The 16,132-nt window shown below is 74.9% G+C and carries 13 protein-coding genes; 8 read left to right on the forward strand and 5 right to left on the reverse strand.

All coding sequences use genetic code 11. The annotated features are described in order from the left end of the window. The first annotated feature begins 108 nt into the window (after positions 1 to 108). Positions 109 to 1,683: a serine/threonine-protein kinase gene (locus ACZ518_RS34495; RefSeq protein ID WP_469117031.1), complete on the forward strand. Its 1,575-nt coding sequence runs from the start codon at positions 109 to 111 to the stop codon at positions 1,681 to 1,683. 14 nt (positions 1,684 to 1,697) lie between these two features. On the opposite strand, the gene ACZ518_RS34500 is transcribed toward ACZ518_RS34495, so the two are convergent. After that, on the reverse strand, positions 1,698 to 2,507 hold the full coding sequence (locus ACZ518_RS34500) for an SGNH/GDSL hydrolase family protein (protein ID WP_469116971.1): 810 nt from the start codon (positions 2,505 to 2,507) through the stop codon (positions 1,698 to 1,700). Positions 2,508 to 2,699: 192 nt separating this feature from the next. On the opposite strand from ACZ518_RS34500, the gene ACZ518_RS34505 reads away from it, so the two are divergent. Further along, positions 2,700 to 3,794, forward strand: coding sequence for a DUF5925 domain-containing protein (locus tag ACZ518_RS34505; RefSeq protein WP_469116972.1), 1,095 nt, complete (start codon positions 2,700 to 2,702; stop codon positions 3,792 to 3,794). A gap of 362 nt (positions 3,795 to 4,156) precedes the next feature. Here ACZ518_RS34505 and ACZ518_RS34510 read toward each other — a convergent pair whose 3' ends face one another. After that, positions 4,157 to 4,546 carry a GntR family transcriptional regulator gene (locus ACZ518_RS34510; protein WP_469116973.1) on the reverse strand — a complete coding sequence of 130 codons (390 nt, stop codon included), beginning with the start codon at positions 4,544 to 4,546 and terminating at the stop codon, positions 4,157 to 4,159. Positions 4,547 to 4,618: 72 nt separating this feature from the next. Between ACZ518_RS34510 and ACZ518_RS34515 the strand changes: the two genes are divergently transcribed. The 3 genes from ACZ518_RS34515 to ACZ518_RS34525 all read left to right on the forward strand — a co-directional run bounded on the left by ACZ518_RS34515 (position 4,619) and on the right by ACZ518_RS34525 (position 7,289). Then, positions 4,619 to 5,563 (forward strand): GNAT family N-acetyltransferase, encoded by a 945-nt coding sequence (locus ACZ518_RS34515; protein ID WP_469116974.1) that lies wholly within the window; start codon positions 4,619 to 4,621, stop codon positions 5,561 to 5,563. Continuing rightward, the gene (locus ACZ518_RS34520; RefSeq protein WP_469116975.1) at positions 5,560 to 6,042 is read left to right on the forward strand and encodes a ribonuclease FAU-1 family protein; all 483 of its coding nucleotides are present in this window, start codon (positions 5,560 to 5,562) and stop codon (positions 6,040 to 6,042) included. The genes ACZ518_RS34515 and ACZ518_RS34520 overlap by 4 nt, the downstream gene beginning before the upstream one ends. Positions 6,043 to 6,224: 182 nt before the next feature. Continuing rightward, a complete protein-coding gene (locus ACZ518_RS34525; RefSeq protein ID WP_469116976.1) occupies positions 6,225 to 7,289 on the forward strand; it encodes a lytic polysaccharide monooxygenase auxiliary activity family 9 protein in 1,065 nt (354 codons plus the stop codon). Between the two features lie 41 nt (positions 7,290 to 7,330). Here ACZ518_RS34525 and ACZ518_RS34530 read toward each other — a convergent pair whose 3' ends face one another. From ACZ518_RS34530 to ACZ518_RS34540, 3 genes are all read right to left on the reverse strand, one after another. Next, positions 7,331 to 8,191 carry an esterase/lipase family protein gene (locus ACZ518_RS34530; protein WP_469116977.1) on the reverse strand — a complete coding sequence of 287 codons (861 nt, stop codon included), beginning with the start codon at positions 8,189 to 8,191 and terminating at the stop codon, positions 7,331 to 7,333. 345 nt (positions 8,192 to 8,536) lie between these two features. Beyond that, positions 8,537 to 9,688: a DNA polymerase Y family protein gene (locus tag ACZ518_RS34535; RefSeq protein WP_469116978.1), complete on the reverse strand. Its 1,152-nt coding sequence runs from the start codon at positions 9,686 to 9,688 to the stop codon at positions 8,537 to 8,539. Next, positions 9,685 to 13,248, reverse strand: a complete 3,564-nt coding sequence (locus tag ACZ518_RS34540) for a DNA polymerase III subunit alpha (RefSeq protein WP_469116979.1) — start codon at positions 13,246 to 13,248, stop codon at positions 9,685 to 9,687. The genes ACZ518_RS34535 and ACZ518_RS34540 overlap by 4 nt, the downstream gene beginning before the upstream one ends. Before the next feature lie 144 nt (positions 13,249 to 13,392). Here ACZ518_RS34540 and ACZ518_RS34545 point away from each other — a divergent pair, with 144 nt between their 5' ends. The 3 genes from ACZ518_RS34545 to fxsA all read left to right on the forward strand — a co-directional run bounded on the left by ACZ518_RS34545 (position 13,393) and on the right by fxsA (position 16,112). Beyond that, positions 13,393 to 14,493, forward strand: a complete 1,101-nt coding sequence (locus tag ACZ518_RS34545; RefSeq protein WP_469116980.1) for a DUF3533 domain-containing protein — start codon at positions 13,393 to 13,395, stop codon at positions 14,491 to 14,493. Between the two features lie 322 nt (positions 14,494 to 14,815). Then, complete coding sequence (locus ACZ518_RS34550) at positions 14,816 to 15,706, forward strand: alpha/beta fold hydrolase (protein ID WP_469116981.1); 891 nt, start codon at positions 14,816 to 14,818, stop codon at positions 15,704 to 15,706. Positions 15,707 to 15,947: 241 nt separating this feature from the next. Beyond that, positions 15,948 to 16,112: an FxSxx-COOH cyclophane-containing RiPP peptide gene (gene fxsA / locus ACZ518_RS34555; RefSeq protein ID WP_241695003.1), complete on the forward strand. Its 165-nt coding sequence runs from the start codon at positions 15,948 to 15,950 to the stop codon at positions 16,110 to 16,112. The last annotated feature ends 20 nt before the right edge of the window (positions 16,113 to 16,132 follow it).

Below are 16,132 nucleotides of genomic sequence, written 5' to 3' on the forward strand. Positions count from 1 at the left end.
ATCATCCGGTGACGCAGGGGGGTTCGCGTGAACGGTAACGAAAGCGGGGACGCCGGGCGTGTCATCGCCGGCCGCTACCGGCTGCTCGGCCAGTTGGGACGCGGCGGCATGGGCGTGGTGTGGCGGGCCCGTGACGAGGTGCTGGGCCGCGAGGTCGCCGTCAAGGAGGTACGGGCCCCCGCCGGGCTGGACGCGGCCGAGGTCGAGCGGATGTACCGGCGGCTGGAGCGGGAGGCGTGGGCGGCCGCCCGCGTCTCGCACCGCGGGGTGGTCACGGTCTACGACGTCGCGAGCGAGGAGGGCCGCCCGTGGATCGTGATGGAGCTGGTGCGCGGGCTCTCCCTGGCGGAGGTGCTGGAGGGCGAGGGCCCGATGACCCCGCAGCGGACCGCGCACATCGGCGAACAGGTACTGGCCGCGCTGCGCTCCGCGCACGACGCCGGGGTGCTGCACCGGGACGTGAAGCCGGCCAACGTGCTGGTCGCCAATGACGGCCGGGTGGTGCTGAGCGACTTCGGGATCGCCCGCCTGGAGGGCTCCGCCGCGCTCACGATGACCGGCGAGGTGGTCGGGTCCCCCGAATTCCTGGCCCCGGAGCGGGCGTTGGGGAACGAGCCCGGCCCGGAGTCGGACCTGTGGTCGCTCGGGGTGATGCTCTACGCGGCCGTGGAGGGGGTCTCGCCCTTCCGCAAGGACACCCCGCTGTCCACCCTGCAGGCCGTCGTGGACTCGGAGTTGCCCCCGCCGCGCCGGGCCGGGCCGCTGGAGCCGGTGCTGGAGGGGCTGCTGCGCAAGGACCCGGCCGAGCGGCTGTCCGCCGCGGAGGCCGCCCGGATGCTGCGGATCGTCGGCGCGGGCGGGACGGTACGGGACCCCGGCGGGCCGGTGTCGGGGCCGGGCGCGCCGACGGCCACCGCACGGGCCGGCTCCGGGGCGGGGTACGGGCCGGGGTACGGGCAGACCCCGCCGATGCCGGTACCGGTACCGGCGCCGGAACGGGAGCGCGATTCCCGGGGCCAGGGGCGGGCGGGGGCGGTGCTGACCCTCGGGATCGTGGTGCTGCTGCTGGCACTGGCCCTGCTGGGGTGGCTGCTGCTGCGGGACACCTGGGGCGGGAAGAGCTCCGGGGACACCCCCTCGCCCCCGGCGTCCCCCTCCGCGTCCGGCTCGCCCTCCGCCCCGGCGTCGGCGTCCGCTTCCGCTTCCGCCAGTGCCACCCCCGCGCAGAGCGTCACCCTGTACGCCCACGCCACGCGCCCCGCGTACAGCGGGAGCTGCCCGCCGGCCGGGACGGCCGCGCCCGCCTTCACCGGGACCATCGAGGTGGCCCGGACCCCGGCGGTGGTGGAGTACCGCTGGGTCAGGCGCGGCGCGGGCGGGGGGCCGGCCTCCGACTGGCAGAGCATCGTGTACGAGGAGGGCGGGGCGCGCACCCGCCAGCTGAACCACACCGAGACCGGCGATCCGGCGGGCGCGGGCCTGCGCGACGCGGTCCGGCTGGAGGTCCGGGCGCCGGCGCAGACGGCGTCGGCGTGGCTGGAGTACTCCCTGACGTGCGAGAAGGAGACCCCGACGGGCGGGGCCTCCTCCCCCGGTTCTCCCGGGTCCTCCGGTTCACCGGCCGCGACACCGACGCCGACGCCCACGCCCACGCCCACACCGAGCGCGGGTGTCAGCCCCTGAACGCGGCTCGCGGATCAGACGTTGCCGGAGAAGACGGGCAGGTAGCCCCCGGACTGTCCGGCGGCGGTGGGGTGGTACGACTCGCCGATGTTGGTCCAGTTGACGCTGTGCAGCCAGGCACTGCCGGAGCAGATCTCGTGGCCGGTGAAGGCTCCGACGACCGAGGCGAAGGTGTAGCCGTGGTCGGCGGCGCGTTTGGCGATGGCGGCGTTGAGGTAGTCCGCCGCGCCGTTGATGGCGGTGCGTTCGCCCTCGGTCAGGCCGGCGACACAGGTGCCGTTCAGCTTGTAGAAGCGGGGATAGCCGAGGACGACGACCTTGGCGGAGGGGGCACGGCCCCGGATCGCGTCGTAGACCTGGTCGAGCTGGCCGGGGAGGGTGGTGTCGACGTACCGCTTGGCCTCGTTGACCCGGCTGACGCAGGTGGACTCGGACTGCAGGACGCAGGTCGTCATCACGTCGGAGAATCCCGCGTCGTTGCCGCCGACGGTGATGCTCACCAGGTCGGTGCCGGAGTTGAGGGGGCCGAGCTGGCTCGAGAGGACGTCACCGGTACGGGCGCCCGAGCACGCGGTGAAGGAGAAGGTCTGCGGGGAATGGGCGGCGGCCCACAGCGCCGGGTAGGCGCGGGTGGTGCGCTTGCAGCTGCCGCTGGAGCTGTCGTAGTTGCCGGCGCCGACGCCGGAGGAGTACGAGTCGCCGACGGCCACGTAGCCGAAGTCGGCCTCCGCGGCGGACGCCTGGCCGGCGCCGGCCAGGGCGGCGCCCGCGGCGAGTAACAGGGAGGAGGTCAAGGCGGCGAAACGCGACATTCTCTTGCTCATGTGTGTGCGGCTCCTTGTGGGGGGTTACTCCTGAGTCCGTGGTACAAGCAGCCGGGGAGATCTGGAAGTGTTCATGCCAAGGAGGTTCGGGGCGGGAATCTTCACCGGCACTGGGTTTGAAGAGGGAACCCGTCCACCCGATCCGGCGAAACACAGGTGCACGGGGGCAGTTCGTGCCGGATCATGGGCGCCATGCCAGCAGACCCGCATGACGCGCTGCCGATCCGGCTCCATGTCGACGACAGCGACTCACCGTCGGACGTCGTCGACGCGCTGTTCCTCGGCCGGTTCGCGACCGGCGAGCAGCCGTACGCGCAGAGCGTCACGATCGAGCGGGTGAAGGCGGAAGCCACCCTGCTGCCCCCGCGCGCCACCGTGCTCCGCGCGGCCCGCGACACCGACCGCAGCGCCATCCTCGCCGAGGGCGAGGGCTGGACGGTCCTGGTCTCCCGCTGGAGCCGGGGGGCGGACGTGACCGTGACGGCGGTCAGCGACGAACTCGCGGAGAAGGTGCTCGGCGAGGCCACGGAGGGGGCGCGGGACGAGCCCGAACCGCAGCCGGAGAACGTCACGATGGGCTTCTGGTACGTCTCCCCGCGCCGCGGCCCGTACCGCACGACCCGGCAGATCTCCGCGGGCACGTGGGAGGACGTCCGGCCGAACTACACGGCGCCGGTGGCGCTGGCGATGGACCGGCTGATGAAGGTGACCCCGGACGACATCGCCGGCCGGCTGCTCCTGCTGCACGGGCCGCCGGGCACCGGCAAGACCTCGGCGCTGCGCACGCTGGCGCGGTCGTGGCGGGACTGGTGCCAGGTGGACTGCGTCCTGGACCCGGAGCGGCTGTTCAACGACGTGGGCTACCTCATGGACATCGCCATCGGCGAGGACGAGGGCACCGGCAAGGGCCGGTGGCGGCTGCTGCTGCTGGAGGACTGCGACGAGCTGATCCGCGGCGAGGCCCGGCACACGGCGGGTCAGGCGCTGTCCCGGCTGCTGAACCTGACGGACGGTCTGCTGGGGCAGGGCCGCAACGTCCTGGTCGGCGTCACGACGAACGAGGACCTCGAACGCCTCCACCCGGCGGTGGTCCGCCCGGGGCGGTGCCTGGCCCGCATCGAGGTCGGCCGGCTGACCCACCGGGAGGCGGTGGACTGGCTCGGCACGGACGAGGGCGTCTCCCGCGAGGGCGCCACCCTGGCCGAACTCTTCGCCCTCCGGCGCGGGACGGGGCCGGCGGCCGTGCTGCCGGCGCAGCCGTCGTCGGAGGCGGGCCTGTACCTCTGATCTTTGACGCGCCGCACTCCTTCTTGACGCGCCGCTCGCGCGGCTCGGCCGCGGGCGGCCTCACCGGCTTCGCGCCGCTGCGCCGGCCTCCGGCCGTCGGAGCCGGGGCGGGGCCGGTTCGCGTGGCTGGGGCCGGTGGGTCGGGTGCGGGTGGTGTGCCGCTGCGCGGGGCTGGTCCCCTACCCGCCCTTCCACCGTTCCCCGAGCTCCGCCCGGACCCCTTCCTGGGGGCTCCGCCCCCAGACCCCCAGCGCCTCAAACTCCCCCAGCTACCGCTGGGAGGTGCCCCCAGGCGGGGCTGGAGTGCGCGCAGCGGCACACCACCCGCAGGCGGCCCACCGCGTCAAAAGGGCGGCGGTGCGTCAGGAAGGAAGGGCGTAGCGGGCCCGCAGGGCTTCGGTGGCGGCCGTGACGGCCTCGGCCTCCGTGAGGCCCAGACGGTGGGCCCGGTCCGCGAAGGCCTGCGCGGCGGCGGCCGCCTCGCGCGAGGAGCCCTCCGCCGCCGCGACGAACGTCCCGTTCCGGCCGCGCGTCTCGATCACCCCGTCGGCCTCCAGCGCCCGGTACGCCTTCGCGACGGTGTTCGCGGCCAGCCCCAGTTCCTCCGCCAGCCCCCGCACGGTCGGCAGCTTGTAGCCCGCCGGCAGTGCTCCCGACCGGGCCCGGTCCGCGATCTGCGCGCGCAGCTGTTCGTACGGGGCGGCCGAGCCGGCCGAGCCGTCGATCCTGATCCTGAGGTTGGTCGAGGTCACGCGGCCGATTCTCCCCCATCCGGCGCGTAATTCGCAGGCGCCGCAGGGATCTCCGCCCGTAACGTCCGCCCCATGACCATCCATGTCCGTGACGTGCGGCCCGAAGACCTCCCGGCCGCCGAGGCCGTCGTGCGGATCCGCCGTGCGGCACTGCCCTACATGATCAGCACGCCCTCGGGCGTCGCCCACGAACTCACCTCCGCCAACCCCGAGAAGCACCACCGCCTGCTCCTCGCCGAGACCCCCGAGGGACGCCCCGTCGGCACCGCGCAGGCCGGGCTCGCGTACGACAGCCCGCAGCCGGGGCTGTCCTTCGTGAACGTCCACGTCGACCCCGCGCACCAGGGCCTCGGCGCCGGGACCGCGCTGCTGCGCGCCGCCGAGGAGCACCTCGCGGCGCGGGGCGCGGTGGACGCGTACGCGTGGGTGCTGGACGAGCCCGCGCACCGGGGCTTCGCCGAGCGGCGCGGCTACCTCGCCAGCCGCTCGGCGCACTTCCTGCGGCTGGACCTGGCGGCGGGCACCCTGCCGCCGCTGCCCGGGGAGCTGCCCGCCGGGGTGGAGCTGCGGCCGGGGTCGGCCTTCGCCGCCGACCCGCGCCCGCTGTACGAGGCCGACGCGGAGGTCACGGCCGACGAGCCGGGCGACGTGCCGGCTGAGCTGGACGACTACCGGGACTGGCTGGACACCGTCTGGCACCAGCCGACCCTGGACCACGAGCTGACGACGGTCGTCCTCGTCGACGGGGCCGTGGCGGCCTTCACCGCGGCGCGGACGGACGGCGCGGCCCGCTACGGCACGGCGATGACGGGCACCCGGCGCGCCTTCCGCGGCCGCGGCCTGGCCAAGCTCGCCAAGACCGACTCGCTGCACCGGGCCCGCGCGGCCGGGTACACCGAGGCCTTCACCGGCAACGACGCCGGAAACGGCCCGATGCTCGCGATCAACTCGTGGTTCGGGTACGAGATCTGCGCGACCGAGACGCGCTTCACGAGGAAGCTGGGAGCCACCGCATGACCGAGTCCTGGACCGTGACCCTCACCAAGGCCGGCCGCACCAAGATCAGCTATCCGGCGGCGCAGCTGGCCGACGACGGGGACCGGATCTCGGTGCGCGCCCCCTGGGCGGCCGAGGGGGTGAAGGACTTCGGGTTCGTCCGCTTCGAGCCCGGCGACGTGTTCGTGGAGCACTTCTGGCGGACGCGGTGGTACGCGGTCAAGGAGGTGTGGACCGGGGAGGGCGTCCTCAAGGGCTGGTACTGCGACGTGACGCGCCCCGCCGTGGTCCGCGGCGGCGAGATCGTGGTCGACGACCTGGACCTCGACCTGTGGGTGTCCGCGGACGGGAAGTCGGTGCTGCGGCTGGACGAGGACGAGTTCGAGGCGAGCGGGCTGGCCGCGAGCGACCCGGAGGCGGCGGCCCGGGCCGTGCGGGCGCTGGACGCCCTGGAGGAGCGGGCGCGCACGGCGGAGGGCCTCGCCGCGCTGCTCGCGTAGGCGTCGGGCGGGCGTTTCTGTGGGCCCGCTTAGGCCTTCCTTAAGCGGACCCTAAGGATCCCTTCCCGGGGCCCCGTCCGGGCCGAACGGGCTTGTCGGCGGGCTAGCTTGGCGGGGCCGGGGAGGACCGCCGGCCGGTCCCGCCGGCGCTCCCCCGCCTTGCGCCCGAAGGAGATCCACCCATGCCCGCACGCCGTTCCCATACCGCCGTCCGTATCGCCGCCGCCGGTCTCGCCCCGCTCGCGGTGGCCGCGTACGCCGCCGGGCCGGCGGCCGCCCACGGTTCGATGACGGACCCGGTCAGCCGGGTGGCCGCCTGCTACGCGGAGGGTCCGGAGGCCCCGAAGTCGGCGGCGTGCAAGGCGGCCGTCGCGGCGGCCGGGCCGCAGGCGTTCTACGACTGGAACGGCGTGAACATCGCCAACGCGGCCGGCCGGAGCCGGTCGCTGATCCCGGACGGGCAGCTGTGCTCGGCGGGCAACGCCAAGTACAAGGGGCTGGACCTGGCCCGCGCCGACTGGCCGGCCTCCCCGATGACGGCCGGGGCGCACACCTTCCGCTACAAGGGGACCGCCCCGCACAAGGGCTCCTTCGAGCTGTACGTGACGAAGGACGGCTACGACCCGTCCAAGCCGCTGAAGTGGTCCGACCTGGAGCCCGCGCCGTTCGCCAAGGCCACCGACCCGGGCATGCAGAACGGCGACTACGTCTTCAGCGGCACGGTCCCGAAGAAGACCGGCCGCCACCTGATCTACAGCGTCTGGCAGCGTTCGGACAGTCCGGAGGCCTTCTACACCTGCTCGGACGTGGTCTTCGGCAAGGACAGCGGCGGCAGCGGTACGGCGCCCGGTGCGGGGACCGCCCCCAGCGGCAGGCCCAGTGCGGGCGCGTCCGCCGGCGCCGGCTCCTCCGCCAAGCCCGTGGAGCCGCCCAAGGCGCCGACGGACCAGCAGATCTCCGACGGTGCGGGCAAGTCCACGATCGAGCACAACGGCCACGGCGACAACGACCCGAAGACGAACGGCCAGGCCGCCGCCGCCCCGATCGCCGCCGCCCCGGCCTCCGGCCCGGCCTCCGCCGTGCCTTCGCCGGCCGGCGGGGGCGCGGGCGGGGACCTCGCCGCGACCGGCGGCAGCTCCGCGACCCCGGTGATCGCGATCGCCGGGGCCGGGGCGCTCGCCGCCGGTGCGGCCGTGCTGTTCGCCATGGCCCGCCGCCGTACGACGGCCGGCCGGCACGGCCGCTAGCGGGCCGCCGGTACCGGGCGGACCGCCCGCGCCCCGGGGTCTCAGTCGAAGACCGAGGCGCAGGTGGTCCGTTCGGCGTGCGCCGGGTCGAGGGCGTTGAGCGCCTCGTGCCAGGCGATGCGGTCGGTCAGGCCGATGGCCACGTGTTCCGAGAGGTCCAGCGGGCACAGGTCCTGGAGTACGACGTTGCGTACGTCCGGCCCGTCCAGGAAGGCGCTCCGGTAGGGGGTGACCACCTCGTCGTACTTGGTGGCGATGACCGTGTACTTCACCCCGGGGACGGTGTCGCCGCCCGCGTTCAGCTTCTGCTGGAAGGCGGAGCCGGCGATCTGGTCGGCGAGTCCCGGGGTGGCGGTGCTGATCAGGTCCTCGGCTCCGGGGAAGTACGGGAGCAGCTGGGTGAGCCCGGACAGGGTGGTGCCGTGGTTGTCGGGGGCGAGGCCGACGAGGGCGTTGACCTTGGCGGCGCCGCCGAGGAACTTGAGGTAGTAGCGGGGCATCATGCCGCCCTGGGAGTGGCCGACCAGGTCGGCCTTGGCGGCGCCGGTGGAGGCGAGGACCTTGTCGACGAAGGCGTCGAGCTGGCCGGCGGACTTGTCGATGGGCCCGAGCCCGTTGAAGAAGGGCACGCCGGGCAGCTGGCCGTAGTCGAGGGAGTAGACGCAGTAGCCGCGGTGGACCAGGTAGGGGGCGAATCCGAGCCAGTTGTCGACGGAGTTCCCGAAGGTGCCGTGGACCAGGACCACGGGGCGGGGATGGGAGGCGGACGGCTTGCAGGACCAGTTGTTCCAGCCGCTGGTGGGGGCTGACGCGGCCTGGGCGGCGCCGGTGGGGGCGACGAGGGCGGCTGCGGTGAGGGCGAGGACGGCCAGCGGGCGGAGCAGGCGTCTCCAGGGCAGCATCGTGTGATCTCCTTGCGGGTCAAGGGGAATGCGTGGGGGTTCGTCCCGTGATCCGGATCACAAGGGGGGCTGCTGTGGCTAAATTACGGTCCAGTAGCAAAACTTGGAAGTTACGCGTCGGTAAAAACTGGCGTGTCGAGCCCTCCTCCAGTGCCGCTCAGGACAACGAGCGTCCCTGGACACGGACTTGAGGTGAACGACCCCCGCCCGCCGGTCGGATACGAACCGGATCCCGCCGGCGGGCTGACGGCCCGCCAGGGCCCGGCGGGGGACGCCCTGCGCGCGAGCCGGCTGCCGGACCTCGCCGGCGGCGGGACGCGCGCCACCGCCGGCTTCCTCCTCCGGTCACCCCCGTACGAGGACCTCGGCCCGCGCCGCGCCGAGCGCACCGCCCGGCTGCGCGCCGAGGTCCCGCGCGGGGAGCGCATGGTCCAGGCCCGGACCACCCCGCTGCGCGCGGAGACGGCCCGGCTGATGCCCGACGGCGTCTGATCGCCGCCCCGGCCCCGGCCCCGCGACCGAGGCGGGGCGGACCGTGCCGGGGCCGAAACGGGCGTTGGCGCGGTCGATGGCGGCCTCCACCGTCAGCCGGGATTCGCGGACCGGGTCCAGCGTGAGCTGGCGCGTCACGCCCTCCGCGCCCGTGAGGTCCTCCGCGCGCAGCACCATCCCGGTCAGCCGGGCCCGTTGCAGGCCGGCCGCGTCCATCAGCCGGTACGCGAGGGTGCGCAGGTCCTCGTCGTGGGCGGAGGGCTCCGCCAGCCTCCGGGACCTCTCCCACCGGGTGCCGCCCGCGAACTGGAGGGTCAGGGACAGGGACCGGGCGGCCTGGCGGCGTCCGCGCAGCTGCGCGCCGAGCCGGACCACGAGGCCGAGCAGCGCGGCCCGGGCGTGCGGGCCGTCCAGCTCCTGGTGGGTGAACCCGGTGCGGACGGCGGCCGAGGAGGGCAGGTCTCGCGGGGTGACCGGGCGCGGGTCGATCCCGCGGGCCCGCTCGGCCGCGAGCCGGCCGGCCCGTTTGCCGAGGATCCGCTCGACGACCCCGGGCGGGACGTGGGTGAGCGCCCCGACGGTGTGCAGCCCGTACCGGCGCAGCGCCTCGGCCTGCCGGGAGCCGAGCCCGTACAGCTCCTCCACCGGGAGGGGGTCCAGGAAGCCGGCCACCGCCTCCCCGGGCACGGCCAGGACCCCGCCGGGTCCCTGGATCCGGGCGGATGCCATGGCCGCCACCGCCCAGGTGGCGGCGACCCCGATCCGGACGTCGGCGCCCAGCCGGGCCACCGCGCGCAGCCGGACCACCTCGGCGATGCGGGCGGGGCCGGCGCCGAAGTACCGCTGGGCGCCCCGGACCTGGACCAGTGCGGCACGCGGCGGCAGGGCCTGGACCAGCGGGGAGAACTCGCGCAGCAGCTCCAGCACCTCGCGGTAGCCCTCCCCGGACAGGGCGGGGGCACAGCGGACGTGCAGCATTCCGGCGGCGGTCCTGACGGTGCTCATCCCGCGCTCCCCGGGCTGGAGTGCCACAGCTTGCGGCCGGTGGCGGCGCGCTCCCCGGGCGGCTGGAGGTCGGCCCAGGGGTTCATCTCGTAGCCGGTCGGGAGGTGGATGCGGCGGTCGGTGCCGGCGCCCGTGCCGGTGCCGTCCCCGGCGGGGGGTTCGGCGAGCCGGGCCGTGACCGCCTCCAGGCCGCTGTGCCCGCGCAGTTCGGCCAGCTCTGCGAGGTTCCAGGCGGCGGCCCCGACCACGCTCAGGCTCTGCGGGCCGCGCCGCTGCACGACTCCCCGTACGAGCAGCAGGAAGGAGTGGAAGACGGTGTGCGCGCAGGCCTCCTGGCTGTCGTCGAAGAAGGCCAGGTCGACCAGGCCGGTGCCGTCGTCGAGGGTGGTGAAGATGACGCGGCGGCCGGAGCGGATCGGCGGGGTCTGGGTGGCCGCCTTGGCGCCCGCGACGAGGACGGTCCGCCCGTGCCCGGTGTCCCGCAGGCGGGCGGCCGGGGTCACGCCCAGCTCGGCGAGGAAGGCGTGGTGGTCGTTCATCAGGTGGCGGGAGGCGTCCATGCCGAGGACGCCGAGTTCGGCGCTGAGCCGTTCGGCGTCGGTCAGGTCGGGCAGCCCGACGGGGGCGGTGGACCGGCCGCCGCCGAGGGGCAGTTGGGCCGTGCCCCTGGCACCGGCGGCGCGCTGGGCGCCGTGCAGTTCCGCCAAGTGCAGCAGCAGATCACGGCGGTTGGCGCCGAACGCGTCCAACGCCCCGACCTGGGCCAGCCGTTCGGCGACCGGGCGGCCGGGGTGGGCGCGGTCCCAGAAGTCGCGCAGGGAGGTGTACGGCTGTCCGGCCTCGATCCGGCGGGCCTCGGCCTCGCTGATGCCGTGGACGTCGGACAGGGCGAGCCGCAGCCCCCACCGCTCCGGCCCCTGCCGGCCCGGACCGTCGGACACCAGTTCGATGCGGTGGGCGACCGCCGAGCGGTTCACGTCCAGCGGCAGCACGGGCACGCCCCGCCGCCGGGCGTCCGCCAGCAGCAGCCGCTTCGGGTACATCCCGGGGTCGTGGGTGAGCAGCCCGGCGTAGAAGGCCGCCGGGTGGTGGGCCTTGAGCCACGCCGACTGGTAGGTGGGCACGGCGAAGGCCACGGCGTGCGCCTTGCAGAAGCCGTAGCTGCCGAAGGCCTCGACGATCTCCCAGGTCCGGGCGATCACCTCGGGCGCGTAGCCGCGCCCGGCGGCCGTCGCGGCGAACCAGGCCTTGATCCGGCCCTGGGAGTCCGGGTCGGAGAGCCCGCGCCGCACCCGGTCGGCCTCGTCGCGGCCGCAGCCGGTCATGACGTGCACGATCTCGATGATCTGCTCGTGGAAGACCACCACCCCGTACGTCTCGCGCAGCGCTTCGGCCAGGTCCGGGTGCGGGAAGCGGACCGGGGCCCGCCCGTGCCGGGCCTCGATGAAGGGGCGCACCATGTCGGCGGCGACCGGGCCGGGCCGGAAGAGGGAGATGTCGACGACCAGGTCGTGGAAGGAGTCGGGCTGGAGCCGGCCCACCAGGTCGCGCTGGCCGGGGGACTCGATCTGGAAGCAGCCCAGCGTCTCGGCGGAGCGGATCAGTTCGTACGTCGGCGCGTCGCCCGGGGGCACCTGCGCGGGGTCGTCGAGGTCGAGGCCGAGGCCCGTCGCCCGCTTCAGCTCGGTGACGGCGTGCGCCATCGCGGACTGCATGCGCACGCCCAGCACGTCGAGTTTGAGCAGCCCGAGGTCCTCCACGTCCTCCTTGTCGAACTGGGACATGGGGAAGCCCTCGCCGCTGGTGGGGACCACCGGGGTGCGGGCGAGCAGCGAGGCGTCGGAGAGCAGCACCCCGCACGGGTGCATGGCGGTCCCGCGCGGCAGCGCGTCGAGCGCCTCGACGAGGTCCCACAGCCGCCCGTGCTCCTCCCCGCGCCCCTCCCCCTGCTCCTCGCGCACCTCGCGGAGTTCGGGCAGTTCCGCCAGGGCCGCGCGGGCGTCACGGGCCCGGATGTGCGGGAAGGCCTTGGCGAGCCGGTCCACGGCGGCAGGGTCCATGGACAGGGCGGCGCCGACGTCGCGGACGGCGTGGCGGACCCGGTAGATCTCGGGCATGGCGACGGTGGCGACGCGCTCGGCGCCGAAGCGGCCGATGATGCGGCGGTAGACCTCCAGCCGGCGGGCGGATTCCACGTCGATGTCGATGTCGGGCAGCACGCGGCGGCGCTTGGACAGGAAGCGCTCCATCAGCAGGCCGTGTTCGACGGGGTCGGCGTGCGCGATGCCGAGGAGGTGGTTGACGAGGGAGCCCGCGCCGGAGCCGCGCGCGGCCACCCGGATGCCCATCTCCCGTACGTCGTCCACGACCTGGGCGACCGTCAGGAAGTACGAGGCGTAGCCGTGGTGGGCGATGACGTCGAGCTCCTCCTCCATCCGGTCCCAGTACCCGCGCCTGCCCGCGTAGCCGCGCAGCACCATGCCGGCGGAGGCGCGGGAGGCGAGCACCCGCTGGGCGGTGCGGTGGGCGGCGCCGACGAGGCGGGCCTCGGGGAAGTGCACGGAGCCGATGCCGAGATCGTCCTCGGGGTCCACGGAGCAGGCCTCGGCGGTCTCCCGGGTCCGCGCGAGCAGCCGGCGGGCGTCGGCGGCGCGCAGTCCGGCCGCCTCGGCGATCCGCTCGGCGGCCTCGGCCATGGCCGCGGGGTCCTTGAGCCACCGCTCGCCGCTGTCGCGGGTGCTGCGGGGGCCGAGGGGGACGAGCCGGCGGGCGGCGTCGAGTACGTCGGCCACCGGGCCCTGGCCGGGGTCGGCGTACCGGACGGCGTTGGTCAGCACGGCCGTGACGCCCTGCTCGGCGGCGAAGCCGACGGTACGGGCGGCCAGGCGCAGCGAGCCGGGGCCGGTGCCGGTGCGGCCGTGGTGGACGGCCTCCAGGCGCAGGGCGTCGCCGTAGACGTCCCGCCAGGGCGCGAGCAGCCGCGCGGCCCGGTCGGGCCGCCCGGCGGCGAGCGCCCGCCCCACTTCGGACCCGGGCCCGAGCAGCACGAACACCCCTTCACCGCGCAACGCCTCCCACGACAGCCCGTGGCCTGCGGCAGCAGCGGAACCCGGCCCCGCGAGCCGGCCGGCACCGGCGGACCCCGGCCCGAGCCCGCCGGCCGGGGCATGGGCGGCGGTGACCATCCGGCACAGCTCCGCCCAGCCGGCGGCCCCGTCCCGGGCCAGGAAGACGGCGCGGGGGGCGGACTCGTCCACGAAGGCCCCGCCCCTGACGGGGGTACGCCTGCGGTACGAAGCCTCTCCGGCCGGGCCGGAGCCACCCGGGGCGGCCGGCCCCGAGGCCGGCGGAACGGGCAGGTCCACCCCGAACAGCGGCCGGATCCCGGCGCCGGCGGCCGCCTTCGCGAACCGCACCGCGCCCGCGAGGCTGTCGCGGTCGGTGAGGGCGAGGGCGTCCATGCCCCGTTCGACGGCTCGTTCCGCCAGCCGCTCCGGGTGTGAGGCCCCGTACCGCACGGAGAACCCCGAAACGGTGTGCAGATGCGTAAAACCAGGCACCCGCGGCCTCCTGCTTCGCTCGACCTTCAACCTCCCCCTTCTCCACCATAGAGCAATTCGAATATCCGTGCGAAACACTTGTTCGATCATCCATTCGGCCCTCCCCTGCTGCGCCGGACCCCCCGCGCGCAGAGCGTGGGCACCATGACCCACCCCACCGAGAGCAGCGGCTTCCTCGCCGAGATCAAGGACGCCGTGACCGCCCGGGCAGCCCTGCTGGTCTTGGGGGTGCTGGCCCTCCAGCTGGCGTTCATCACCTCCTACATCGGGGCCTTCCACCACCCGAAGCCCAGCGAGATCCCGATCGCGGTGGCCGCCCCCGCCGAAGCCCTCGCCGCGCGGACCGCGGAGGCGCTCGACTCCCTGCCCGGCGGCCCGCTCGACCCGCGCGCGGTCAAGGACGAGGCGGCGGCGCTCGCGCAGATCGAGAACCGGGACGTGGACGGCGCGCTGGTCGTCGACCCGGCCGGCACCACCGACCGGCTGCTGGTCGCGAGCGGCTCCGGGGCCTCGCTCTCCCAGGCCCTGGAGCAGATCGTCGGCCTGGCCGAGAAGGCGCAGGGGCGCACGGTCCGGGTCGTCGACGTGGCCCCCGCCGACAAGGGCGACAGCCGCGGCCTGAGCTCCTTCTACCTGGTCGTCGGCTGGTGCGTGGGCGGCTACCTGTGCGCCGCGATCCTCGCGATCAGCGCCGGCGCCCGGCCCGCCAACATCCACCGCGCCGTCATCCGGCTCGGCGCGCTGCTCCTGTACTCGATCGCCGCCGGGCTGCTCGGCGCGGTCATCGCCGGCCCGGTCCTGGGCGCGCTGCCCGGCTCGCTCATGGCCCTGTGGGGCCTGGGCACCCTGGTCGTCTTCGCCGTCGGCGCGCTCACCCTGGCCCTCCAGGGGGTGGCGGGCGTGGTCGGCATCGGCCTGGCCATCCTGGTGGTCGTGGTGTTCGGCAACCCGAGCGCCGGCGGCGCCTACCCGTACCCGCTGCTGCCGCCGTTCTGGCGGGCGGTCGGCCCGGCCCTGCCGCCGGGCGCCGGTACGTACGCCGCGCGCTCCATCGCGTACTTCAAGGGCAACGGCGCGGGCGCGCCCGTGCTGGTGCTGGCCGCCTGGGCGGTGGCCGGATCCGTGATCACCCTGGCCTGCGCGGTCATGCGCCGCGGCCGCCCCGGGGCCGCGGTGGGCAGCGGCCTCCCCGACGACGCCCCGTCCGTCCCCCGCTTCGCCAGCGGGGCGCCGGAGCCGCGCTGACCGCCCCGGGACGTGATCACCACCCTGGCGGTCGAGAACTACCGCTCGCTGCGCGGACCGGTCGCCCCCTCGGCCGGCCGACCGTGGTCACCGGGGCCAACGGCACGCGGGACACCCAGACGGTGGTGGTGACGCACGCGGCCCCGCCGGCCGAGGCCCTCGCGGCGGGCACCCGGGTCACGATGCGGCCCTCGCGCACGGCGAGGGCCTCGGCCTCGGGCAGGTCGCACAGGAATTTCCCTCCAAGTGCGCCCTACCGCGCTCCCCCACCGGGGAGCACAATCGGCCTGACTACCCGCGTCGGACGTGAGGGAGGGAGCGCGTGCGCAAAGAGGTGCGCACCGCGGACGGCCGCGTTCTGACGGCGCAGCGGTGGGGCGACCCGGACGGCAAGCCCGTCCTCCTGCTCCACGGGATGCCCGGCAGCCGGCTCGGCCCGGCGCCCCGCGGCATGGTCCTCTACCAGCGGCGGATGCAGCTCATCGCCTACGACCGGCCCGGCTACGGCGGCTCCGGACGCCATCCGGGCCGCTCCGTGGCCGACGTGGCCCAGGACGTGGCCGCGGTCGCCGACGCCTTCGGGCTGGACACCTTCGCCGTGGCCGGCCGCTCGGGCGGTGCCCCCGGCGCCCTGGCCTGCGCCGCCCTGCTGCCCGAGCGGGTCACGCGGACCGCGGCCCTGGTGCCCCTCGCCCCGCGGGACGCGGAGGACCTGGACTGGTTCGCCGGGATGGCCGCCTCGAACGTACGGGAGTACACCACCGCCACCGACGACCCGGAGGAACTGGCGGCCCGGCTGATCCCGCGCGCGGCCGGCATCGCCCGGGACCCCGGCCGGCTCCTGGACGAGCTGCGCCGGGAGCTGACCGCCAGCGACCGCATGATCGTCTCGGACGCCGGCCTGCGGGCGATGCTGCTGCGCAACTACCGCGAGGGGGTGCGCACTTCGGCGTACGGCTGGATCGACGACATCCTCGCCTTCAGCAGCCCCTGGGGCTTCGACCCCGCCGACATCCGCTGCCCCGTACTGATCTGGCACGGGGAACTGGACGTCTTCTCCCCCGTGGGCCACGCGCGCTGGCTGGGCCGCCGCATCCCCGGCGCCACCACCGCCATCGACCCGGACGCCGCGCACTTCGCGGCGCTGCGCGCGCTGCCCGACGTACTCACCTGGCTGCTGCGCGAGCCCCTGGGGGAGCAGCAGCCCGCGTAGACGGGCAGACCTGACCTGCGACGACGCGGTCCGGGGCGAGCCCCCGGGAAACCGGATCCGGCACTGCGGCGAACGGCCGAATACGGGTCCCCGACAAATGCGTCACGCTTTCCATAGAACGCTTGACCAGGCGTCATGCCTCGGTTGCCAATGGGGTGTGGACGAGTAAAGTCCACGCTTGACAGCAGCAACGCGCTGGTGTCATTCCCGCCCATTTCACATGGCCCCCGAGGACGGTGTCGTGAACACTTCCGCAACCCCCCCGACCAGCACGGTCAAGGACCGCCGCGTCCCGCTCGCGAAGATCGACGTCCGCAGCGCTTCCGCGGCCGCGGTTCTCGAACGCGTACTTCCGTCGGAATCCGGCCGTCGCGTTCAGGCACCGATCTTCAACTCCGCGCTCTGACGATCAGTTATGAGCTCTAG

It is taken from the genome of Streptomyces sp. NPDC033966 (assembly GCF_055575955.1).

What these genes read in the sequence shown, in the direction of transcription:
- ACZ518_RS34530 (WP_469116977.1), bottom strand. Translation starts at nt 8,191, where the DNA reads ATGCTGCCCTGGAGACGCCTGCTCCGCCCGCTGGCCGTCCTCGCCCTC.
- ACZ518_RS34525 (WP_469116976.1), top strand. Translation starts at nt 6,225, where the DNA reads ATGCCCGCACGCCGTTCCCATACCGCCGTCCGTATCGCCGCCGCCGGT.
- ACZ518_RS34515 (WP_469116974.1), top strand. Translation starts at nt 4,619, where the DNA reads ATGACCATCCATGTCCGTGACGTGCGGCCCGAAGACCTCCCGGCCGCC.
- ACZ518_RS34535 (WP_469116978.1), bottom strand. Translation starts at nt 9,688, where the DNA reads ATGAGCACCGTCAGGACCGCCGCCGGAATGCTGCACGTCCGCTGTGCC.
- ACZ518_RS34500 (WP_469116971.1), bottom strand. Translation starts at nt 2,507, where the DNA reads ATGAGCAAGAGAATGTCGCGTTTCGCCGCCTTGACCTCCTCCCTGTTA.
- ACZ518_RS34520 (WP_469116975.1), top strand. Translation starts at nt 5,560, where the DNA reads ATGACCGAGTCCTGGACCGTGACCCTCACCAAGGCCGGCCGCACCAAG.
- ACZ518_RS34495 (WP_469117031.1), top strand. Translation starts at nt 109, where the DNA reads ATGGGCGTGGTGTGGCGGGCCCGTGACGAGGTGCTGGGCCGCGAGGTC.
- ACZ518_RS34505 (WP_469116972.1), top strand. Translation starts at nt 2,700, where the DNA reads ATGCCAGCAGACCCGCATGACGCGCTGCCGATCCGGCTCCATGTCGAC.
- ACZ518_RS34545 (WP_469116980.1), top strand. Translation starts at nt 13,393, where the DNA reads ATGACCCACCCCACCGAGAGCAGCGGCTTCCTCGCCGAGATCAAGGAC.